The 20792-nt window shown below is 58.3% G+C and carries 18 protein-coding genes and 3 pseudogenes; 12 read left to right on the plus strand and 9 right to left on the minus strand.

Annotated features, from left to right (window positions below):
* Nucleotides 1-84: 84 nt before the first annotated feature.
* On the plus strand, nucleotides 85-939 hold the full coding sequence (locus ACMXYJ_RS22445; RefSeq protein WP_415756977.1) for a LysR substrate-binding domain-containing protein: 855 nt from the start codon (nucleotides 85-87) through the stop codon (nucleotides 937-939).
* A gap of 8 nt (nucleotides 940-947) precedes the next feature.
* Here ACMXYJ_RS22445 and ACMXYJ_RS22450 read toward each other — a convergent pair whose 3' ends face one another.
* The 4 genes from ACMXYJ_RS22450 to ACMXYJ_RS22465 form a co-directional block, all read right to left on the minus strand.
* Complete coding sequence (locus ACMXYJ_RS22450; protein ID WP_415756979.1) at nucleotides 948-2543, minus strand: MFS transporter; 1596 nt, start codon at nucleotides 2541-2543, stop codon at nucleotides 948-950.
* Complete coding sequence (locus tag ACMXYJ_RS22455; RefSeq protein ID WP_415756980.1) at nucleotides 2540-3637, minus strand: HlyD family secretion protein; 1098 nt, start codon at nucleotides 3635-3637, stop codon at nucleotides 2540-2542. Before ACMXYJ_RS22455 ends, ACMXYJ_RS22450 begins: the two co-directional genes overlap by 4 nt.
* A 95-nt stretch (nucleotides 3638-3732) precedes the next feature.
* Nucleotides 3733-4146 carry a cupin domain-containing protein gene (locus tag ACMXYJ_RS22460; RefSeq protein WP_415756981.1) on the minus strand — a complete coding sequence of 138 codons (414 nt, stop codon included), beginning with the start codon at nucleotides 4144-4146 and terminating at the stop codon, nucleotides 3733-3735.
* Nucleotides 4147-4188: 42 nt separating this feature from the next.
* Complete coding sequence (locus ACMXYJ_RS22465; protein WP_415756982.1) at nucleotides 4189-4941, minus strand: SDR family oxidoreductase; 753 nt, start codon at nucleotides 4939-4941, stop codon at nucleotides 4189-4191.
* 243 nt (nucleotides 4942-5184) lie between these two features.
* Between ACMXYJ_RS22465 and ACMXYJ_RS22470 the strand changes: the two genes are divergently transcribed.
* The 4 genes from ACMXYJ_RS22470 to ACMXYJ_RS22485 all read left to right on the plus strand — a co-directional run bounded on the left by ACMXYJ_RS22470 (nucleotide 5185) and on the right by ACMXYJ_RS22485 (nucleotide 8324).
* Nucleotides 5185-6783 carry a winged helix-turn-helix domain-containing tetratricopeptide repeat protein gene (locus tag ACMXYJ_RS22470; RefSeq protein WP_415760788.1) on the plus strand — a complete coding sequence of 533 codons (1599 nt, stop codon included), beginning with the start codon at nucleotides 5185-5187 and terminating at the stop codon, nucleotides 6781-6783.
* A 63-nt stretch (nucleotides 6784-6846) separates the two neighbouring features.
* The gene (locus tag ACMXYJ_RS22475) at nucleotides 6847-7341 is read left to right on the plus strand and encodes a PaaI family thioesterase (RefSeq protein WP_415756983.1); all 495 of its coding nucleotides are present in this window, start codon (nucleotides 6847-6849) and stop codon (nucleotides 7339-7341) included.
* 103 nt (nucleotides 7342-7444) lie between these two features.
* Complete coding sequence (locus ACMXYJ_RS22480; RefSeq protein ID WP_415756984.1) at nucleotides 7445-7663, plus strand: hypothetical protein; 219 nt, start codon at nucleotides 7445-7447, stop codon at nucleotides 7661-7663.
* A gap of 223 nt (nucleotides 7664-7886) precedes the next feature.
* The gene (locus ACMXYJ_RS22485) at nucleotides 7887-8324 is read left to right on the plus strand and encodes a GNAT family N-acetyltransferase (RefSeq protein WP_415756985.1); all 438 of its coding nucleotides are present in this window, start codon (nucleotides 7887-7889) and stop codon (nucleotides 8322-8324) included.
* A 113-nt stretch (nucleotides 8325-8437) separates the two neighbouring features.
* Here the strand turns inward: ACMXYJ_RS22485 and ACMXYJ_RS22490 are convergent.
* A pseudogene (locus tag ACMXYJ_RS22490) lies at nucleotides 8438-8710 on the minus strand (integrase); the annotation flags it as partial.
* Nucleotides 8711-8886: 176 nt separating this feature from the next.
* On the opposite strand from ACMXYJ_RS22490, the pseudogene ACMXYJ_RS22495 reads away from it, so the two are divergent.
* Nucleotides 8887-9150, plus strand: a pseudogene (locus tag ACMXYJ_RS22495) (PaaI family thioesterase); the annotation flags it as partial.
* Nucleotides 9151-9234: 84 nt separating this feature from the next.
* Here ACMXYJ_RS22495 and ACMXYJ_RS22500 read toward each other — a convergent pair.
* The 3 genes and pseudogenes from ACMXYJ_RS22500 to ACMXYJ_RS22510 all read right to left on the minus strand — a co-directional run bounded on the left by ACMXYJ_RS22500 (nucleotide 9235) and on the right by ACMXYJ_RS22510 (nucleotide 13297).
* Complete coding sequence (locus tag ACMXYJ_RS22500) at nucleotides 9235-10782, minus strand: phospholipase D family protein (RefSeq protein WP_415756986.1); 1548 nt, start codon at nucleotides 10780-10782, stop codon at nucleotides 9235-9237.
* A gap of 17 nt (nucleotides 10783-10799) precedes the next feature.
* A pseudogene (locus tag ACMXYJ_RS22505) lies at nucleotides 10800-11048 on the minus strand (hypothetical protein); the annotation flags it as partial.
* A gap of 212 nt (nucleotides 11049-11260) precedes the next feature.
* Nucleotides 11261-13297 carry an alkyl/aryl-sulfatase gene (locus ACMXYJ_RS22510; protein WP_415756987.1) on the minus strand — a complete coding sequence of 679 codons (2037 nt, stop codon included), beginning with the start codon at nucleotides 13295-13297 and terminating at the stop codon, nucleotides 11261-11263.
* A 166-nt stretch (nucleotides 13298-13463) separates the two neighbouring features.
* Between ACMXYJ_RS22510 and ACMXYJ_RS22515 the strand changes: the two genes are divergently transcribed.
* From ACMXYJ_RS22515 to ACMXYJ_RS22525, 3 genes are all read left to right on the plus strand, one after another.
* Nucleotides 13464-14423, plus strand: coding sequence for a LysR family transcriptional regulator (locus tag ACMXYJ_RS22515; RefSeq protein ID WP_415756988.1), 960 nt, complete (start codon nucleotides 13464-13466; stop codon nucleotides 14421-14423).
* 163 nt (nucleotides 14424-14586) lie between these two features.
* Entirely contained in the window at nucleotides 14587-15036 is a 450-nt protein-coding gene (locus tag ACMXYJ_RS22520; RefSeq protein WP_415756989.1) for a hypothetical protein, read from the plus strand.
* A 314-nt stretch (nucleotides 15037-15350) separates the two neighbouring features.
* Entirely contained in the window at nucleotides 15351-17009 is a 1659-nt protein-coding gene (locus ACMXYJ_RS22525) for an arylsulfatase (protein ID WP_415756990.1), read from the plus strand.
* Nucleotides 17010-17116: 107 nt separating this feature from the next.
* Here the strand turns inward: ACMXYJ_RS22525 and ACMXYJ_RS22530 are convergent, their stop codons facing one another.
* The gene (locus ACMXYJ_RS22530) at nucleotides 17117-17911 is read right to left on the minus strand and encodes a transporter (protein WP_415760789.1); all 795 of its coding nucleotides are present in this window, start codon (nucleotides 17909-17911) and stop codon (nucleotides 17117-17119) included.
* Nucleotides 17912-18131: 220 nt separating this feature from the next.
* Here ACMXYJ_RS22530 and ACMXYJ_RS22535 point away from each other — a divergent pair, with 220 nt between their 5' ends.
* The 3 genes from ACMXYJ_RS22535 (at nucleotide 18132) to ACMXYJ_RS22545 (ending at nucleotide 20776) form a co-directional block, all read left to right on the plus strand.
* A complete protein-coding gene (locus ACMXYJ_RS22535) occupies nucleotides 18132-19400 on the plus strand; it encodes an OmpP1/FadL family transporter (RefSeq protein WP_415756991.1) in 1269 nt (422 codons plus the stop codon).
* Between the two features lie 48 nt (nucleotides 19401-19448).
* Nucleotides 19449-20126: a DUF3313 domain-containing protein gene (locus tag ACMXYJ_RS22540; protein ID WP_415756992.1), complete on the plus strand. Its 678-nt coding sequence runs from the start codon at nucleotides 19449-19451 to the stop codon at nucleotides 20124-20126.
* A 191-nt stretch (nucleotides 20127-20317) separates the two neighbouring features.
* Complete coding sequence (locus ACMXYJ_RS22545) at nucleotides 20318-20776, plus strand: glycine zipper 2TM domain-containing protein (RefSeq protein ID WP_415756993.1); 459 nt, start codon at nucleotides 20318-20320, stop codon at nucleotides 20774-20776.
* The last annotated feature ends 16 nt before the right edge of the window (nucleotides 20777-20792 follow it).

Genomic DNA, 20792 nt, shown 5'->3' on the forward strand with positions numbered 1-20792 from the left:
GTTCCTGGCATGCATGCTACGGCCGTAAAATCAGGCAAACAAACGATGGATTTTGCAGACAAATGATTAGAGGAACTTATCAGTATGCTCAAGCACTGGCCGCCACTCAGCACCCTTCGCGGCTTTGAAGCCGCCGCCCGGCTGGGCAGTTTCCACAAGGCGGCCGCCGAGTTGCACCTCACCCAATCGGCGATCAGTCAGCAGATCCGCAGCCTTGAGGCGTACCTCGAACAACCCTTGTTCTTCCGCAGTGGACGCAGCGTCAGCCTGACCGATGCCGGTCACGACCTGCTCAGCACCACCCAGGCGTTGCTGCAACAACTGGCCGTCGGCATTCGCCGTCTTGGGCAATACCAGAAACCCAACCAACTGGTGCTCAACACCACCCCGGCGTTCGCCCGTCACTGGCTGCTGCCACGCTTGGAGGATTTTCGCCGCGAGCACCCGGACGTTGATCTGTGGATTTTCAGTACCGATGAAGTCCCGGACATGACCACCCAGACCATCGACCTCGCGGTGCGCGATGACATCAGTTCCCAAGCCGAGTGCAGCTTCAAGGTGCTGCACGCCGACCGCCTCTATCCGGCGTGTCACCCGAGCCTTTTGGCGTTGCCACAGGAACAGCGCACCACACTTCACGGTGAGCGGGAAATGGATTGGAGTCACTGGGCGGTGGAGGCAGGCATCGATGTAGGCCAGAAGGATCAGGGGCTGAACTTCTCCGATCCCGGCCTGCTGCTGGACGCCGCGTGCGCGGGGCTCGGTATCGCCCTGGTCAGCCAGTTATTGAGTCGGCAGGCGCGCACCCAAGGATTGTTGCAACCCTTGGTGGAGCAAACCATTCGCGGCCCGAACTGGGCCATGCTGACCCATCGTGACAGTGAGAATAATGCGCTGGCGCGAAGCTTCAGCGAGTGGCTGTTGGGTAACCTGGACTGAGTGAAGCCTCACGCTACGGTTCGCGCAGCGCGTGCTTTCGCGTATTTCGAGAGTCCGACCTTGATGCCAACCAGCATGGGCGCGGCGATTACAAAAAGCAGGGCGACAGCAATGAATGCTGTGTCGAAGGCAATCACCGTGGCCTGACCTGACACGACCCGGCCCAGGAGGCTCACCGCTGCCCGGCCTACGGCCACTGCATCCATCCCTTTCACCGACAGCATGGCTGTCGTGGTCGTCAGCCGTTCGATGACCGCGGCCCCTCCCGGGGTGACATTGGCGCCGAGGACCATGGCATCGGCGAAGACGTTATGGTCGATCAGTGTCTGAAGCCCTGCGACGCCCATCAGACCGCCCAACTGGCGCCCCGTATTGAACAGACCTATCCCGCAGGCGAGGTTGCGGCTGTTGAGGTCGCTGAAAGCGATCAGCGTGATCGATAGAAACAGGAAGCCAAGGCCCAGCCCGCGCAACAGGATGGCTACCATCATGTCGTCCGAGCCGCTTTCGCTGGTCGAACCGGACAGCATCCACATCGCAACCATGATCATCAGGATTCCAAAGGGCACTGTAGCGACCGGCGGAACCCGGCGGACCTGCATGAGATAGGCGGATATGAGCAGTCCGCCGATAAAAAACCCGCCACTGGGCAACAGGAGCAGGCCGGCATCGGTAGGCGTGAACGCGAGTACCGACAGGGCGAACGCAGGGATCAGGAACGCGCTGCCGAACAAGGCGGCGCCAGCGACAAAACTGACGATAAAGGCGAAAGAAAAATCGCTCGATTTGAACAGGGTGAAGTCGAGCAGACCTTGGCCTTTGGCCAACACTTGTTGGCCGAGAAATGCCAGCAGCGCGGCTGTGCCGATCACGCTCAGCCAGAGGATGCGTGGCTCTTCGAACCAGTCCCATCGGCTGCCCTGGCTGAGAACGTAGGTGAAGCAGAACAGCGTGGCAACCATCAGCGCGAAGCCGACCCAATCAAACGGACGGTGCCGGGTCGTGGCTGGCATCGGGCCGTCGGCGATCAGCAGAAGTCCGGTTGCCGCCAGGGCCAGCGGAACGACGCTGAAGAAAATCCATGTCCAGGACTGGCTATCGATCAACCACCCTTGAAGGGCCGGGGCGAGCGTGGCGGATGCGACAACGGCGCCCATGGCAAACAGGGCTTGAAGGATGGGCTGATGGGATCGCGCAAAGGCGCGAAATATGATCGCCTGCCCCCCGACCAGCAGGGTTCCGCCAGCGAAGCCCTGAACAATTCGAAGCGCGATCAGCAGGTCCAGCCGAGCGGTGATGGCGGCAATGCCGCATGCAGTGCCCATGGCCAGGGTTGAGCCGATGATCACCTGACGCGGATTAAAACGCGTCAGCAGCCAAGGCGCGGTCATGAACCCGATCAGCTTGAGCGCGGTGTAGCCGATATCCAGCCAGGCGAACTCATCAGGCGTTGCATAGGTGTCGCCGATGATGTCGCCGCGTCCGAGCGACAGAACGGTGCTGGCGATCGCCTCCGTTAGCGTGGCAAGCACGATGCCGACCATGAGCAAGACACCGGTCGTAGCGCGGGTGTTGCTCCGCGTCGCGCTGGCGTCCGCGCTCATGATCCCTCCCCGTGCGCAACTTCGACACGGGCGGACAGGCCCGGCACGATGCGGCCCGGCAACGGGTTGTGGACAAGCCGGATCTTCACCGGAACGCGCTGCACGACACGCACAAAGTTGCCGGTCGCGTTGTCGGTGGGGAGTAGGCTGAACGCCGACCCGCTGCCCGGTGCAAAACTGTCGACCACGCCTTCAAGTGCCCCGCTGGGGTAGCCGTCGACCGTGACTCGCACGCGCTGACCGGGGCGGATTTGTTCGAGCTGGGTTTCCTTGAAATTCGCCACAACCCATACGTCGTTGACCGGCACGATATCGAGCAAGGCAACGCCCGTCGTAACGAAACGGCCGATGCGAACCTGACGGTTACCGACCACGCCATCAACCGGCGCGCGTACCACGGTGCTGTCGAGATCGATCTGGGCGAGATCGCGTGCGGCCTGCGCCTGCGTCACCGCAGCCACGGCAGCTTCGCGCTCGGCCACAAGGACGGCGATGTGTTGCTGTTGCGCCTCCACCGATGCCGAAGCGGCCGATACCGTCGCCTCGGCTCTGGATTGTGCCGCGCCGGTTTCATCGACCAGAGCCTGGCTGACCGCGTTGCTGACGATAAGTTTGCGGCTGCGATCGTGGGTTTTGGTCGCCAGATTCATCTCAGCCACGCCCGAACGTCTCTGGGCTTCGGCCTGTCGAATCAGGGCACGCTGAAGCTGGGTTTCTGCATTCACATGGGTCAGGCGAGCCTGGGCAGCGCTGACATTGGCCACGGCTTGCGCCAGCCGTGCGCGATAGTCCCGATCATCGATACGGAACAGGACGTCACCGGCCCGGACGGCTTGGTTGTCCTCGACCTCGACCGCAGTGACATAGCCGGCAACCTTGGCGGCGAGCGACGTGACGTCGCCGCGCACGTAAGCGTTGTCGGTGGAAGTCGAGCCGCTCGAAAGCGCCATGGCCCATCCGCCAGCCAGGACCACCACGGCACCGATGCACAGCAGGATGCCGACCTTCTTTCTCTTGCTTTGCCGCACCACCACGACAGGGATCTCGGCACTTGCGCCGGTGGCAATGGCGGCCTTGTCCTGAAGCGAGTTCATGTTGTCTTTTCCTGTTCAATGCCTGGGACTCCAGCAGCCACGGGCGGCAGTGGTCTGCCGCCGGGCTGTCGAGCATTCATGAGCGCGTCATCGGCTCATTTTTTGATCGGTGTAACGAGCGGTGTTTCATCGGTGTCGAGGACGAACACGGCCAACAGGCGTGCGGGTTGGGTGTCGCTGGCGTTGGCGCTGACTTCGTGCACGGAGCCCGGCTCCTCTACGAAGTTTTCGCCGACGTTGTAGATCTTTTCCGGCTCGCCTTTGACTTTGATGCGAAACGAGCCTTCCAGGACCGTTGCATAAATGAAGGCCGTTTTCGGATGGGTGTGGGACGGCGACGCGGCGCCCGGCCCATACTCGACGACGACGCCCTTCATGCTCTTGCCGGGGATGTTGGGAATGGGACGGTCAAACACGACTGTCACCTTGCCGGCGGGCGGCTCGGCGGCCGACGCTGCGCTGATCGACAGCACTGCAAAGGCCGCGGCCAAGAGGTATCGGGTAAACATGACAATTCTCCTTCGTGGTGTGAGTTTTGACGTCGCGGCCCGTTACCCGGCCGTCGACTGACCAAGCCAGTCTTCGAAGCGGATCGCGCCCAGGCGCGGGTTCTTGCCGGGTGTCAGCGATTGATCGTCAAGCTCGGCGCCGTAGTAGCGCGCGTGTACGTCCGGTACAACCTGGCGAGTATCCCGAGTGGCCCGCAGAAAGCGCCTGATCAGCTCGTCCAGTGGCATGGCTTCGGGCCCCGCGACTTCGACCGTGCCATTGACCGGCGCTGCCAGCACGACGTCGGTGAGCGCCGCCACCACGTCGTCGGACGCCAACGGCTGGATCAGCGCCGGCGAAACGCAAAGTTCTTCGCCGACGGTAAACGATTGGGCAATGCCGCCGACAAATTCGAAGAACTGCGTCGCACGCAAAATGGAGTAAGGAATGCCGGACGCCTTGATGAGGTTTTCCTGCGCGACCTTGGCCCGGAAATAGCCGTTCTCGGGAAGCCGTTCGCTACCGACGATCGACAGGGCAACGTGATGACGAACACCGGCGGCAGCTTCCGCAGCCAGCAGGTTACGGCTCGACGTTTCGAAGAAATCGAGGACGGCCTGGTCCTCCCACGACGGCGCGTTCGCCACGTCGACGACAACCTCAGCGCCATCCATTGCTTGGGCCAGGCCCTCGCGGGTGATGCTGTTCACGCCCGTACTGGGGCTGGCTGCGAGCACGTCATGGCCACGCTCGCGGAGGTTCTGCACAAGTTTCGATCCAATGAGGCCGGTGCCTCCGATGACGACGATCTTCATGGGTTCACTCCCTACGCTTCTCGACAGCAACCATTGCTGTCGATGTAGAAAGAGAGTGCCCGCGCGCGTGAGGGAAGTCCTTGTGCCGACCTTGGGTTTGTCTTCGGGGAAGCTTGGTTTTTCGTCCAAAGAAGCCGCTTGCTGGACGGTGCAGAGGATTACGCGCTGCCGTATTATCGGCACCACGTACAAATCGCCAGCTCGGACACGGAGTCGAGGGCGCTCGACCAGGGGATCCGCACCTTGCCATTCGTGTTTGAAGACTACGTACTCGATCAGGAGCGCCGGGAACTGACCTTGCGCGGGCAAGTCGTGGCCGTCGGGCCGCAGGCCTTCGATCTATTGCTGCAGCTCGTCAACAACCGCGATCGCGTCGTCAGCAAGGACGACCTGCTCAAGGCAGTGTGGAACGGTCGGATCGTCTCGGAATCGACGATCACCAGCCACATCAATGCGGTGCGCAAAGCTATCGGCGATACCGGCGAGGAACAGCGACTGGTACGCACAGTCGCCCGCAAGGGCTACCGCTTCGTCGGCGAGATCAAGGTCGACGAGATCGACGGAGCACGACAGCCTGACGGGCCTGGCACCGGCGAAATTGCGTCCGTGGACCCGAAGCAAACACCTCCCTCCTCGCTCGTCCTCCCGGACAAACCCTCCATTACCGTCCAGCCCTTCCACAACCTGAGCGGCGATCCGGAGCAGGAGTATTTTGCCGACGGCATGGTCGAGGACATCACCACCGCCCTGTCGCGTATCCGCTGGCTGTTCGTCATCGCGCGCAATTCGAGCTTTACCTACAAGGGCCGTGCGGTGGACATCAAGGGCATCGGCCAGGAGCTCGGCGTGCGCTACGTGCTGGAAGGCAGCGTGCGCAAGTCCGCAAACAAAGTACGCATCACCGGTCAACTCATTGACGCAACAAACGGAACGCATATCTGGGCGGAACGCTTCGAAGGCCTGCTCGACGACATCTTTGAACTGCAGGATCAAATCGCCGAAAGCGTCGTCGGTGCCATCGCGCCGCAGCTGGAACGTGCGGAAATCGAGCGCGCCAAGCGCAAACCGACGGAAAGCCTGGACGCCTACGACTATTACCTGCGCGGCATGGCAAAACTGCACAGCGGCACCCGGGAAGCCATCGAGGTGGCGCTGCCGTTGTTCTACAAGGCCATCGACCTCGACCCGGAATTTGCATCGGCCTATGGCATGGCGGCCTGGTGTCACTTCTGGCGCAAGTTGAATGGCTGGATGATCGATCGGCCTCGAGAGATCGCCGAAGGCGTACGGCTTGCGCGGCTGGCGGTGGCACTCGGCCGCGATGATGCGGTGGCGCTGACGCGAGGCGGACATGCGCTTGCCCATCTCGCTGGCGATGTCGATGGCGGCATTGCCCTGCTCGACAGGGCACGCCTGCTCAATCCCAACCTCGCCCCTGCCTGGTACCTGGGCGGTATCCTGCGCGCACTGCGCGGTGAAACAGACGAAGCGATTGAGCATTTGACCCATGCCGTTCGCTTGAGTCCACTGGACCCGGAAATGTTCCGGATGCAGGTCGGAATGGCGCTCGCGTATTTCTTCGCCGGGCGCTTCGACGCCGCTTCTGCCTGGGCAGAGAAAGCGCTGGGGAACCTGCCCACCCTCCTGCCCTCGGTTGCCCTGATGGCGGCCAGTCATGCGCTCACCGGGCAAATGGACAAAGCGAAGCAGGCAATACAGCGCCTGCACGAGCTGGAACCCTCGTTGCACGTCTCCAACCTGAAGGACTGGTTGCCCATCCAACGGCCCGAGGATCTCGCGCAGCTCGCGGATGGACTGCGGCTGGCCGGCTTACCCGAGTGACCGATGCCGATTGCAGCGTTAAAATCCGACGGTTTGGTTCACATTTTTGAGGATGACCACGGTATGTCCAGGCTCGAAACCTCCCTGCAAGACACCGCCGCACCTGAAGGCGTTTGTTACGGCTGCGGCAGCAGCAATCCGCACGGGCTTCACATCAAGAGCGTCTGGCATGAGGACGGCGTGCATGTCATGGCCGAGCACGTGCCCGATGACAAGTATTGCGGCTGGCCGGATCTGGTTTACGGCGGGCTGATAGCGATGCTGGTTGACTGCCATTCAAACTGGACGGCGATGGCCTATCACTACCGCACGGAACACCGCGAAGTCGGGAGCCTCCCCCGCATCAATTGCGTCACTGGCAACCTCGGCATCAAGTTCATCAAACCGACACCGATGGGTGTCCCGCTGACCCTGCGTGCGAAAGTCGAAGGTGAAGTCGGACGCAAAACTCGCGTCATCTGTGAGGTTTATGCGGGGGATGTGCTTACGGCTATTGGAGACTCTGTTTTTGTTCGTGTGGATACTGAGCAACTGGCTGCGGTTGCTCATAGTCGGTAGGTTGCCTACGCACAAGCGCCAAGGACAAAAGTTTAAGGCGCCTTACACCACCCATTGGCGGTTTGGCAGGATCCGCCAGAGTTCACCATCAAGTGAGGTTCAAATGGACAGAACACCGGGGCTGGAAATCGAGGAAGCCGCCTACAACGAATTTTTCGGGCTTTGGAACTTGGGAATGCTCGAGAAGCAGCGCCTGGGTCAAGCCTTCTATAACTATTTCCGTCTGCATCGCCTCACCGACCAAGCGTCCTTGTTTGGCCTCTATGAGGCTGACGGGGAGAACGCCTTAGTCACGATTTCACGCCTGTTTCAGATCAAATAACCTCTCTTCAATGAAAGACAGAAATCGGCCAAAAGCAGACCGTGGACACGCAGCTAATTCTTCAGTAATGCGCAAAAAACATGCCGCCGCCCCCCTTCTTGATGTCGCGTTTACAGACTCGATTTTTTGATTGTTCAAGGGATTACGCATGGACATGTCACAAAACTAATTGTTATGCCAAAAGCCGTACGGCACCTCAAAGTTGAATGATCGGAGTAATAAAGTGGAAATCAAGATTGATATATTGAATTCTCCAACAGAAAAAGATCAGGGAGCTCTGAATAATAGGTTTTCAGAATATCTTCGAATTCAATACCCCAATCTACCGCCAGAATCGGAAGATAAAATATTTATGGTGATTGCACACGATGAAGTAGGCGACTACATCGGTGCAATAAGCTGTAATTGTTACTGGGATGGCTTAGAAATTGATACCTTTTGGGTTAAGGAATCTCATCGCGGTAGAAAAATCGGTTCTATGCTATTGGAAAAAGCAGAAACGATTGGCGCCAACAATGGGGCAGTAGTTGCATTCTTAAAAACCGTTGATGCTAAACAGTTCTATGAGCAGCATGGGTATGAGATTTATGGTGTTCTTGAGGATCGACCAATCGGGACTAACCTGTATCATTTAAAGAAACGGCTAGTAAAACATGCATAACAACTGGTTCAAACCGTTCGATTCGCTCACTGGGACGGGCTAAAGCCCGCCCCTTAACCCAATGCTGGTCAGCGTCCGCATTGGGTCGGATAGCGACGGTCTGGCGTAGACCGTCGCAGTGGATGGTGGGTTTTCTGCTGCATCACGATGGCCCGTGACGACACATGTTCCCCATGGGCTATGTCTCGGACTCGCAGCTTGGTTAAGTCGCAGGCACGCAGTTTGCTGTCGATGGCCAAGTTAAAGAGCGCCAGATCCCGTGTCTACTCAGCAAGCTGAAGTCTTACGCGTATGGCCCAGATATCTCTGACTCGGAGCGGGGCTTTCTGCCCGACAAGCTTTCCCTTGTTCCAAGGCTGATGGCGATATGTAGCAATAGAGTTCATGGCTTGTCCTCCAGGTTGAGGGAGGACAAGAGTGGATCAGTCACGGTGTGTCGTGGTCGCTATTCGACCCAAAGCAGCCCTTCATGACAGGTTGAAAACGGCCCGAAACGGACGTTTAGAAGTAAAAAAAGGGAACAGATTTATTTTTCTGAAGAATAGATCTGTCCCCTTTACGCTCGTATCACTACCGTATGGAACACCGCGAAGTCGGAAGCCTCCCACGCATCAATTGCGTCACTGGCAACCTTGGCATCAAGTTCATCAAACCGACACCGATGGGTGTCCCGCTGACCCTGCGTGCGAAAGTCGAGGGTGAAGTCGGACGCAAAACTCGCGTCATCTGTGAGGTCTACGCCGGGGAAGTGCTCACCGCGATTGGTGACTCCGTTTTTGTTCGCGTGGACACCGAGCAACTGGCAGCCGTTGCTCATAGTCGGTAGGTTGCTTCCATACAAGCACCAAGGACAACCTGGCTGGACGCATGCGGCGCCTTCATGGTTGGTGCGGCCAGCGCCGGCTTCGATCTAGAGCATTTTCTCCAGGCCGATCTTGTCGCTGAGCCAGGCCTTGAAGCTGCGCCATTTACCGCCGGGCTCCTTATGCAAGGTATACAGACGGCCGTCGTCTTCGGTGATCCAGACGACTTCGCCGTTTTCCAGGCGGGCCTGGTAACTCACGGCTGGCGCCATGCCCTCGTGCGCCAGCTTACGCATGTAACCAGCCAATTCAGGGCTGTCGACCAGCACCCCGACTTCCGTGTTCCAAAACACTGAACGCGGGTCGAAATTGAAGGAGCCAATGAACACCTTCTGCTTGTCGAGGATCATGGCCTTGGTGTGCAAGCTGGAGTCCGAGCCACCACTGAAGCCAAAAGAAGAACCGCCACCGGGATCGTCCGGCTGGCGCCGCAGTTCATAGAGCTTCACGCCATGCTCGAGCAGGGTTTTCCGGTAAGGCGCATAGCCGCCATGCACCGCTGGCACATCGGTGGCTTCCAGAGAGTTGGTCAACAGGCGCACATCAACACCGGCATCGGCACGACCGAGCAGGTAGCGCATGCCCGGCTGTTGGGGGACGAAATAGGCCGAGATCAGGATCAGCTCCTTGTGAACGCTATCGAGCTCAGGCCGCAGTTGTGTGGCCATCAATAGCGCGCGGGCCGGTTCGTCGTCGGCCAGTACCTTGCTCGGGGCGTCCCACATCGCCTGGCCATGGGCCCAGATCAACTGCTGGCGCCAGGTGGCGAGTTGCGGTTGCGTCCGGTAAGTCATCAGGTGGTCGTACAAGGCCTTGTTTTCGATACCTGTGCTCTGCAGCGATTGTTCCAGGCGTTGGCGGCTCTTGAGCAAGTCGTCGGCTGTTGGCTTGTCGAGCAGGAAGTCACTGATCGGCTGGCTCAGGGCGCTATTCCAGTACTGATCGAAGCTGTGGCCCAACTGCTCGGCGACCGGACCGATACACAGCAGGTCCATGTCGGTGAAATTGAGATCGGGTCTGGCGTCGAAATATTCATCCCCCAGGTTGCGTCCGCCGACGATGGCCGCGCTGTTGTCGGCCAGCCACAGTTTGTTGTGCATGCGCCGGTGCTGTTGGGAAAGATTGAGCAGACGGCCCATGGTTCGGGTAACCATGGTGCTGCGCCCCAGATGCAACGGGTTGAAGACACGAATATGGATGTTCGGGTGCACGGCCAGGGTAGCGATGACTTCTTCCTGGCCGTCGCTGGCAGTGTCATCGAGCAACATGCGGATCCGTACACCGCGATCGGCTGCCAGCAGTATTTCGCGTACCAATGCCCGGGTGCTGAGACCGTTATGCACGATGTAGTACTGCAGATCGACGCTTTTTTGCGCATTACGGATTAGCTCGGCGCGCGCCCGGAACGCTTCACTGCTGTTAGGCAGCAGTCGAAACCCCGAACGCCCCTCATGCTGGGCGGCCTGGGCCTGGATCGAGCGCCCGAAAGCCGAATCGCTGGCGGGTATTACTTCGCTGAAGTCGCGGGGCAAGCGCGTGGTGGCGCAGCCAGCGAGCAGCAGTGCGAGCAACATGGCGGGGAAGATCCAGGACATGGGCAAAGGGCTCGTCCTCAACCTCGACGGGTGTAGTTTTGACCTCGGAAGCCGGAGCCGCCCGTGCGCACCGCTTGTTCGATTTCCTGTGTTGCCCTGGAAGCGACGCTCATCCGCAGACAGTTACGGTACTTGTCCGATGCCGAGAAAATGCAGCTCACGGCAATCTGCACACCTTATTCCAGTAAAGCCCGGTTTAAGCGCAGCGTGTCGAAATTTTCCGGCAGTTCCGCCCAGAGCATGAAATCGCCCTGGGGGCAGCTGGCCACCCCTCTTCTCTGCGGACCACTGCGCATTCTCACCACCCAGCATCCTCAAAAAGAGCCACAACAGCTTTAACGGGATTGCCGCGCTGTATGCCGAGATCGATCGACATGAGAGGAATAGTCGAGCTTCTTTCGTCCGTCGATGCCCCTCTGGAGTGGTAGCTACCCTACGTTATGGGCAGCTACCACACCCAGTACGGAGCCCTGACGGATTACTGCTGGGTGCCGGGCAGCAGTTCAAAGGTAGGGGTAAACGGGGTGATGGCGGCCATCAACAGTTCGAAGGGTTTGTGATCGCCTTCGAAGGTGGCTTTGCCGGCCGCGACGAGTTGAGCGAAGCTGGTTTTCCTTGCCATCACGTCTTCAAGATCCGAGCGGTCAAGCGTGATGGCAAGATCAGCCTTTTTCGCTTGCTGCCCCTTGATGGTGGTCAGCGTTGAGTTGCTCAACTCAACCACAAACTGCTCACCGTTGTCGGGCGTCTTGAGATTCAAGATCAAGTGTTGATCCGCGACCTTACTGCCGTCCAGGGCGATGCCGAGGTATTCCAGCCACAACTCGGTGCTCATGGCGCGGATCATGTCCGGCCCCGTGGGTTTTGGCGGCACTCCCTTGGGCATGCCATGGCGTAATTCGTACGCTGCCGTGAGAAAGCTGTTGCGCACGCCGGCACTTTCCTTCTGATAGCCAACCTGCTCATAGACGTCCGCGAGCAGATCCTTGGCCTTGGTGTTTTGGGGTTCTGCGTACACCAGTTTATTGAGGATTTCATAGGCCTCGCGGTATTTGCCCTGATCGAACAAGGATTTGCCCTTGGCCATGATCTTGGCCGCGCCCCCCATCATTTCCACGTACAGCGGTGCAGAATCTTTCGGCGACAACGGCATGAGCGTCGCCGGGTTTGCATCCCAGTAACCCAGGTAGCGGTTGATCACGGCACGGCTGTTGTGCTCTTCGGAGCCATGGTAGCTATGGGTCGCCCAGTTGTTTTTGAGGCTTTCAGGCAACTTGTAGACGTTTTGAATCTCGTTGATGGTGACGCCCTGGTTCGCGGCGTGCAGTACGGCGTTGTTCAGATTGGCATAGGCATCGCGTTGTGCGCGCATGACGTCTTGAATTCGCTCATTGCCCCAGCGTGGCCAACTGTGGGAGGCGAACATGACATCGGCCTGTTGTCCGTAGCGATACAGAGCGTTGTTGATGTTCTTCGACCAGACCAGCGGATCTCGGACCAGGGCACCGCGCAAGGTGTAAATGTTGTGGATGGTGCCGATGATGTTTTCGGCTGCCCAGAAGGCCTTGAATTGCGGGAACCAAGTGTTCATCTCCGCAGGGGCTTCGGTGCCGGGTGTGCTCTGGAACTCCATTTCCACGCCGTCGATGGTCAGGGTTTCGAAATCTTTCGCGATGTAGCGATTGGGTTCGATCAGCCCCATGTTGCCAATGGAGGCATTTTTTCCGATGGCCATGTCGACATGGCCATAGGGGCTGTGCGGCAACATCACGCCGTATTGGAAGAAGGCGCGCCGGGTCATGGCGTTGCCAGCGTAGACGTTTTCAGCCACAGCATGCTCCATGAAACCGGTTGGTGCTATGAGCGGGACCTTGCCGCTGCGCACATCGGCTTCATCGACCAGGCCGCGGACTCCACCGAAATGGTCAGCATGGGAGTGAGAGATCACGATCGCCACGACCGGGCGCTTGCCGAGTTTTTCATTGATGAAATCCAGGGCAGCCTTGGCGGTTTCCTTCGACATCAGGGTGTCGAACACAATCCAGCCCGTATCGCCCTTGATGAATGTGATGTTGGCCAGGTCAAACCCACGCACTTGGTAAATCCTTTCCGGAACCACCTCATACAAACCGAAGGCCATGTTGAGTATCGCCTGGCGCTGTAAGGACGGATTGATGCTGTCGTAGTCCTTGCCGTCGAGCAGGAAGTCATAGCTCCCCATGTTCCAGGCGACATTCCCGGCTTCGGCCATGATCTTGTTGTAGGACGGTGCAGCGATGAAGCCTTTTTGGGCTTCTTCAAAGTCGCGTTTGTCCGCGAACGGAAGTGTCTTGCGTACACCATTCTGCGCTTCGATCGTGTAGGACGAAGGCGCTTTGCCCTTGCTGTCGAAGTGCGAATTTTGGGTCGGGGCCGGCTCAGAACTTACGCCGTTTGCATCGGCAGCAAAGAGGACAGGGCTGATGCCGCTCCCAAGCGTGATTGCCAGTGCCAGATGAAGGGTCTTGTTGTGCATGAGAGTTCCTGCGCCAAAGGGGTGCCATGAGCGTCAAGGCGAAAACTTGCGCTCGATTGTATTTATTGGGTACGCGTCAACTTGACCCGCCTGGCCATGAATAGCATATTCATTTCATTACGAAAAATTCCGTTTTAACCAATTTCGATAACACAAAGGTTATGAGATGACGCCGCGTCGCTTACGTCAGTTTCTGGCATTGATTGAACATGCACACTTTGGGCGAGCGGCAAAAGCGTTGGGGGTTTCCCAACCGGCGCTGAGCAAAAGCATCCAGTTGCTGGAAAGCGAACTCGGGGTCACGCTGTTTGATCGACGCACCGACGGCGTCGTACTGACGGCGTTTGGTCAGTTGTTGCGTGAAAAGAGCCTGCGCCTGTTGCTGGCCGAGGAAGACCTGCGGCGCGACATCGCCTTGCTGGCGGGCGGGGATATCGGAGCGCTCAGGGTCGCGTTGGGCCCCTACCCCAGCGTCACCAGCGGATACGCCAGCATCGCGCGTTTGCATGCCCGGCATCCGCAGATCAAGGTCACTGCACACGTCGCCGGCTGGCGCGAAGTTGCTCATCAGGTCGCCTCCGGGGCAGTAGACCTGGGGATCGCCGAAATCAGCACCTTACAAGGACAGGAGGAGTTCACCTGTGAACTGCTGGGCGAGCATGAGGGCCGCCTGTTTTGTCGCCCCGGCCATCCGCTGCTTTCGCAAAAGCGTTCACCAACGTTGGCGCAAACACTCGATTACCCGTGGGTGGCCTCGCGCATTCCGCTGCGGCTGACGACCCATCTGCTTCCGGCAACGCTGGGCTGTGCCGGCGCCTACGATCCAGTAACGGGTGATTTTGTACCGGCGATTGAAATAGATGTGCCCATGCAAATCGTCAAATTCGTCGAGAGTAGCAATGCCCTTGCGTTAGGGAATTTATCGACGTTTGAACAGGAAATCAGGGCAGGGGCAATCGTGCCGTTGCCCGCCCATGTCCCCGCACTTCGTACCCGTTATGGCTTCATCTACTTAAAAGAGCGCTCACTGCCACCCGCTGTAGAGGTTTACATGAGGGAGGTGCGGGCAGTGGAAGCAGAAATTTGTCAGCGTGAGCGCGTTCTCGCCCAGATGGGCAGCGAGTGATCCCGATCTCTGCCGCATGCGAACTCACAAGTCTGATCGATAAACCGGGGGATTCAGGGACTTAACTGGCTATAAAAGTAGACGTTCAAGAACGCACTGCGACGTTATTGAGCTATACCCAATAGTCCCCCCACCGCACTTCTTCCAATATTGGAGGTTGGCAATGAAACTCCGTCTCCCCCTGTCAGTGCTATTGACTACCGCAAGTCTTTTCGGCTGCACCAGCTCCTCACACCAATCAATGAATCTTCCGTTGGCAGCGACCCACAAAAACCTTGGTCATACCGCCACGACTACATTGACTGGCGAAGGCAATCAAACCAACTTTGACTTCTACATTACCGGCGTTCCAAACGGGACCATCCTGCCGCCGCGCATCTACACCTTCATCAACAAAGGCAGTTGCCAGCAACCCGGGCCAGTCGCGTACGCAATGAACAATAAGGTCAACACCGAACCCAATGCAGGCACCGGTGGATGGACCTTTTACAGAAGCGCGCCGATAGCCCTGCCAGACCTGCTTTCCGGCAAGTACGCCGTTGTCGTACGTACTTCACCCGAGGATGGCAGCGTCGACATTTTCTGCGGCGATGTTGCGCACGCCACTCGATGAAGCACCTATAGTCATTTTTGAGTCGAGTCGCGCTTAGTGTGGCGATTGTGTTTACCGCATTCATGGTTGGTATCTGTCCAGTTTGTAATCCTGGCGTTACATACACCAACAAAACACGACTATCGCCCCGTTCATTTGAAAAAACCGCACTAGACTCCTTCCTGCGCCTTAACCCGTGCATGGTCATACAACAGGGGGAAATGATTCTGTACGCAGTACCTAGGCTAATTACTCGGTGGTCAATGCACCATGGGTCAATGTTGATGTGCACCATCACCGGTTGCCAGCACCATGAAACAACGAGGAATCCTGGTATGGAACAGCTATCGGATCGTTTCAAACTATCAATAGTGTTTGCTGCGCTTTTGTCATTGAACGGACTTGCCCATGCGGCTCAGACGGAAAAGACCAATATTCTGTTTATCGTCTCTGACGATACCGGCTATGGCGACCTGGGCCCCTACGGCGGTGGGGTCGGTCGAGGCATGCCGACACCCAGCATCGATGAGCTGGCGGCAGAAGGGGTCACTTTTTACTCTTTTTATGCCCAGCCAAGCTGCACACCGGGTCGGGCGGCCATGCAAACCGGGCGTATTCCCAATCGTAGCGGCATGACCACCGTGGCCTTCCAGGGCCAGGGCGGTGGCCTGCCAGCAGCCGAGTGGACGCTGGCATCGGTGCTGAAAACCGGTGGCTACGACACCTACTTCACCGGCAAATGGCACTTGGGCGAAGCCGATTATGCGCTGCCCAATGCACAAGGTTATGACGTGATGAAATACGTCGGCCTGTACCACCTCAACGCCTATACCTACGCTGACCCGACCTGGTTCCCGGACATGGACCCGGAAACCCGCGAGATGTTTCAAAGAGTCACCAAGGGCGCATTGTCCGGCAAGGCGGGTGAAAAACCGGTCGAAGAATTCAAGGTCAACGGCCAGTACGTGGACACGCCTGTCGTGGATGGAAAACCCGGCGTGGTCGGCATTCCGTTCTTTGACAACTATGTCGAAAAAGCTGCCTTGGAGTTTCTCGACACGGCGGCCAAATCGGACAAGCCGTTTTTCATCAACGTCAATTTCATGAAAGTACACCAGCCGAACATGCCGGCACCGGAGTTCGTGCATAAATCCATGTCCAAGTCCAAGTACGCCGACTCGGTGGTTGAACTCGATACCCACATCGGCCGCATTTTGGACAAGCTCAAGGCGCTGGGCCTGGATAAGAACACGCTGGTGGTTTACACCACTGACAACGGGGCCTGGCAGGATGTTTATCCGGACGCCGGCTACACCCCGTTCCGCGGGACCAAGGGCACAGTGCGTGAGGGCGGTAACCGGGTACCAGCCATTGCCGTCTGGCCAGACAAGATCAAGCCCGACACAAAAAACCACGAGATCCTCGGTGGCCTGGACCTGATGGCGACCTTCGCAGCCGTTGCCGGCGTGAAACTGCCGGAAAAAGATCGCGAAGGTCAGCCAATCATCTTCGACAGTTACGACATGACCCCTGTACTCACCGGCAGTGGCCCTTCTCCGCGCAAGGAGTGGTTCTACTTCACCGAGAACGAACTGTCCCCGGGTGCGGCGCGTGTCGGAAACTACAAGGCCGTGTTCAACCTGCGCGGCGATGATGGCGCGCAAACTGGCGGCCTGGCGGTGGACACTAACCTGGGATGGAAAGGTGCAGAAAAATATGTAGCTACCGTGCCGCAGGTCTTTGACTTGTGGCAAGACCCGCAAGAGCGCTATGACCTGTTCATGAACAACTTTACTGAGCGTACCTGGACGATGGTGCCGATCACGGGCGCGATCATGAAGCTAATGAAAACCTACGTCGATTACCCACCACGCAAACTGCAAAGCATGGGTTATGACGGGCCGATCGAGCTGTCGCAGTACCAGAAATTCCAGTACGTGCGTGACACCCTGAAAAAAGAAGGTATCAATCTGCCGATGCCAGCGGGTAACTGATCAAACAGCGAAACATGGCGGCCCCATCAGGGGTCGCCGCTTCGCCATTTTGACGTTTGGAGCAGTCATCACTCGTGACGCCTGGAGATGCTGCAACAGGGCTGAAATCACTTGGGAAACAATAGCGTATACGCCACCCGAAACCCCCAGCCTTGAGCTCCATCTTTCGGACTGTCAGCCCAATACCGCGGGCCCACTTGCAAGCTCATGGGCTGATGACCCACTTTGAAAAGCTGGGTGACGAACAGGTTGATCGGCACCGACCACTCGCGGGTCTGCCAGTCGTAGGTTGATTCGGTGTTGATGCCGTAGGTGGTGTAGGTATGGGTGGTGTAGCTGAAGAAGGGTTGCAGAAAGGTCTGGTTGATTTTGTCTTTGTCGTCAGGCGGGCTGTTGTCCAGCGACCAGATGTGATTGGCCAGGATACCGCGGGTCCAGCCGTTACTTTGTTTGAGGGCAACCACGGTAGGACCCGCCCCCCACTGCTCACCGCTCAATAGCTCATCACTGCCGGTTGGCACCAGGATTACCGGTCCTGCCCCCCAAATCCAGCCGCTCGCGGTCGGGTGTTTGGGTGAAAAAAAGAAGCTCTGGGTCACATCACCGACCCCGGACTTGTCCGCCTGCCCACCCGGTACCAGACCGTGTTGATCGATAACTGGCAGGATGGTTCGGGAAATAAGGTTCCACTCATCATTGAGGGTGAAGGGCAGCACCGGCTGGATATTGGTGACGCTTTGGTAGCCCTCGCCACTGGGACCAAGTTTCTGGTTCCAGTTGTACTGAATCGGCACGCTGTACAGCGCAGCAACCGGGTTCAGTGATTGTTTGGCCAGCTCGGCCTGGCTATCGGCAGTTTTGCCGGTATCGGGCCAGATAATTACCAGGGCCATGACAGGCATGAGGTGGACGACTTTGCTCATCAGTAGCTCCTTCTCGATAACGAGAATATGCACTACCACTAAGGTTGTACCGCCTCGATGCGAAGCGACCCGGAGAGCTTAGTTCAGGTTTTCTCGACTAGTATCAATTCGATTTGAGAAGGCGCGTGGGGCGCCTGCTGTTACTCCATGGACATGTGTGCGTGCGCTACGTTAATTCGAAAATGGATAGAGGTTAACCATGCCAACCAAAACCACTGCCCTGCCCGCTTGTACGCTCCTCGCGCTGTGCTGCCAGCAAGCCTGGGCCGGCGGCATCATGCTCTACGAAATCGGCACCGATAACGCTGGCCTGGCCAACGCCGGTGCCGCCGCCCGGGCCCAAGGCCCATCAACCATCGCCAGTAACCCGGCGGGTATGAGTTACCTGCCGGGCACGCAGATCACCGGCGGCTTGCAGGTGCTGTATGGCGACCTGAGCTTCGATCGCGACGCCGGCAGCAACGTGGCCGGCAGCGGCAGTGGCAATGCCCTCGACCCGATCCCCGGTGGCAGTTTCTTCATCAGCCATGAACTGGATGAACATTGGAGCGTCGGCTTCGGCCAGTACGGCGACTTCGGCTTGGCGGTCAACTACGACAACGACTGGTATGGCCGCTACTTCGCGCAGAACTCCAGCCTGCTGGGTCTGTCCCTGGTGCCCAGCGTGGCGTATCGCTTCAACGAGCAATGGTCGGTGGGCGTTGGCGTCAAGGCCATGTACGGCATGTTGCAGGCGCAAACCGCGATCGACCGCTCTCCCTTCGGTTTCAGCAATCGCGCTGACGGTCAGTACAAGTACAAGGACGGTGCCTGGGGTTATGGCGCCAACGTCGGGGTGATCTATGCCCCGCGATCCGGCACCCGCATCGGCCTGGCCTACACCAGCAAAGTCGACCTGGACTTCGAAGACCGGCTGGATGTGAAAGGCGACGGCCGTTTGCTAGAACGCATCAACGACACCAACACCAAACTCGACACCACCGTGCCGCAGACCGTAACCCTCAGCCTATTCCAGCAACTGGACCGGCAATGGGCCTTGCTGGCCTCGGCCAACTGGCAGGACTGGTCGGAATTCGGCGAGATCGGCGTACAGGTCGACACCACCGCGTTTGGCTCGCAGTCGAAATCGGTCGATGCCGGTTTCAAGGACACCTGGCACCTGTCCCTTGGCGCGCAGTACCAGGCCACCGAGCAATGGCTGTGGAATGTCGGCGTGGCCTACGACAGCAGCGCTGTCTCCGATAGCAAACGCAGCGTGATCGTACCCATGGGCGAGTCCTGGCGCATCGCGACAGGCGCCACCTATGCTCTGAACAAAGACACCGACATCAACGTCAGTTGGGCCATGGTCTGGCTCGGCGACATGCCGGTGGACCAGACCAAGTCGATCTCGGGCGACCGAGTCTCCGGTCAGTTCGACGATGCCTGGATTCAAGCCCTGACCGGCAACATGACCTGGCGATTCTGAAGCGTTACCACCGAAACATAAGACTTTGTCCATGGAGCACTCACCACTATGAACCTGTCCCGAAACCTGCTCGTCGGCGCCGCACTGGCCGGTTTGATGCTCAGCGGTTGTTCCTCGAAAGTCACCGAGAAAGACCAGTACTCAGGCTTCCTGTCCAACTACAACAACCTGGAAGAAGTGACGACCACCAGTGGCGAGAAAGCCATGCGCTGGATCAGCCCGTCATGGAACCCGAATGCGTATGACACGGTAGCCTTCAACAAGCTGGAGCTGTACCCGGCGCCCAAGCCCACTGAGCGGGTGAACCAGCAAACCCTGGACGAATTGCAGGGCTACATGACCAGCAAGGCCAAAGGTGTGCTGGGCCAGAAATACCGGGTGGTATCGAGTGCGAGCGCAGCGCCGGCCGGGTCAAAACCCCTGATCCTGCGTGCAGCAATCACCGGAGTGAGTGCCTCCAATGAAGGCATGAAGTGGTACGAAGTGGTGCCGATCGCGGCTGTAGTCGGAGCGACACAGGCCGCCACCGGTCACCGGGAGCAGGACACCAACCTGTTCATCGAAGCCGAGTTCATCGACGCAAGAACCAATCAGACCGTGGCCAAAGTGGTGCGCAAGGTATTTGGCAGCCAACTGTCGAACGAGAGTCAGAAGATCACCACGCAAGACTTCAAGGCCGCAATCGACAAATTGAATGCCGATCTCTGGGCGTTTATCCGCAGTTGAGTGCTGTTGCACCCTCGCGCTGGGTGCCTGCGCGACGGCCGATGCGCAGACGCGGTAGTCGTGGGTTCCGACCAGATCCAGCCCGTGGTCGCGTATGAGTCAGGACCACTGTGGAGCCGAGACATAAATACGATCCAGGGACGCAAACTCAAAGGCATTGCCATCAAATATCTACAATGAGGTACGCAGCAATGAAAGCTATCTTGTCTTGGCTGACGCTTACGTTGGCAACGGTACTGATCAGTGCTTGCTCCGCCGTGGGATCAACCGATGGCGGTGCCGGTGAAACCGAAATTCGCTCAGGGAAAATCGAGCAGATATCACTGACACAGATGCAGACCAATCACGACAGTGGCGTAGGCGCCATACTCGGTGGCCTTGGCGGGCTCGGAATCGGCAGCCTGATCGGCAGCGGCACCGGGCGCGATGTCGCCATGGTAGCTGGCGCACTGGCCGGTGCCGTTGGCGGCAATTATGCAGAGAAGAAAAAGTACGACCAACCTGTCCAGGCACAGCAGATCATCGTGCGGGTCAAAAGTGGCGTGCTCGTATCGGTGACCCAGCCTATCAATCCGTCTCTGGGTAAAGGCATGAACGTTTACATCGAGGGCTCAGGTAATGATGCTCGGGTGGTACCGCAAGGCGGTTAAAAGACTGGGACATGAA

The sequence above is a fragment of the Pseudomonas arabinosi genome (assembly GCF_047758675.1).
GTDB lineage: Bacteria > Pseudomonadota > Gammaproteobacteria > Pseudomonadales > Pseudomonadaceae > Aquipseudomonas > Aquipseudomonas arabinosi.

Coding starts and splice junctions, on each gene's coding strand:
- ACMXYJ_RS22445 (WP_415756977.1), top strand. CDS start 85: ATGCTCAAGCACTGGCCGCCACTCAGCACCCTTCGCGGCTTTGAAGCC.
- ACMXYJ_RS22450 (WP_415756979.1), bottom strand. CDS start 2,543: ATGAGCGCGGACGCCAGCGCGACGCGGAGCAACACCCGCGCTACGACC.
- ACMXYJ_RS22455 (WP_415756980.1), bottom strand. CDS start 3,637: ATGAACTCGCTTCAGGACAAGGCCGCCATTGCCACCGGCGCAAGTGCC.
- ACMXYJ_RS22460 (WP_415756981.1), bottom strand. CDS start 4,146: ATGTTTACCCGATACCTCTTGGCCGCGGCCTTTGCAGTGCTGTCGATC.
- ACMXYJ_RS22465 (WP_415756982.1), bottom strand. CDS start 4,941: ATGAAGATCGTCGTCATCGGAGGCACCGGCCTCATTGGATCGAAACTT.
- ACMXYJ_RS22475 (WP_415756983.1), top strand. CDS start 6,847: ATGTCCAGGCTCGAAACCTCCCTGCAAGACACCGCCGCACCTGAAGGC.
- ACMXYJ_RS22480 (WP_415756984.1), top strand. CDS start 7,445: ATGGACAGAACACCGGGGCTGGAAATCGAGGAAGCCGCCTACAACGAA.
- ACMXYJ_RS22500 (WP_415756986.1), bottom strand. CDS start 10,782: ATGTCCTGGATCTTCCCCGCCATGTTGCTCGCACTGCTGCTCGCTGGC.
- ACMXYJ_RS22510 (WP_415756987.1), bottom strand. CDS start 13,297: ATGCACAACAAGACCCTTCATCTGGCACTGGCAATCACGCTTGGGAGC.
- ACMXYJ_RS22515 (WP_415756988.1), top strand. CDS start 13,464: ATGACGCCGCGTCGCTTACGTCAGTTTCTGGCATTGATTGAACATGCA.
- ACMXYJ_RS22520 (WP_415756989.1), top strand. CDS start 14,587: ATGAAACTCCGTCTCCCCCTGTCAGTGCTATTGACTACCGCAAGTCTT.
- ACMXYJ_RS22525 (WP_415756990.1), top strand. CDS start 15,351: ATGGAACAGCTATCGGATCGTTTCAAACTATCAATAGTGTTTGCTGCG.
- ACMXYJ_RS22530 (WP_415760789.1), bottom strand. CDS start 17,911: ATGCCTGTCATGGCCCTGGTAATTATCTGGCCCGATACCGGCAAAACT.
- ACMXYJ_RS22535 (WP_415756991.1), top strand. CDS start 18,132: ATGCCAACCAAAACCACTGCCCTGCCCGCTTGTACGCTCCTCGCGCTG.
- ACMXYJ_RS22540 (WP_415756992.1), top strand. CDS start 19,449: ATGAACCTGTCCCGAAACCTGCTCGTCGGCGCCGCACTGGCCGGTTTG.
- ACMXYJ_RS22545 (WP_415756993.1), top strand. CDS start 20,318: ATGAAAGCTATCTTGTCTTGGCTGACGCTTACGTTGGCAACGGTACTG.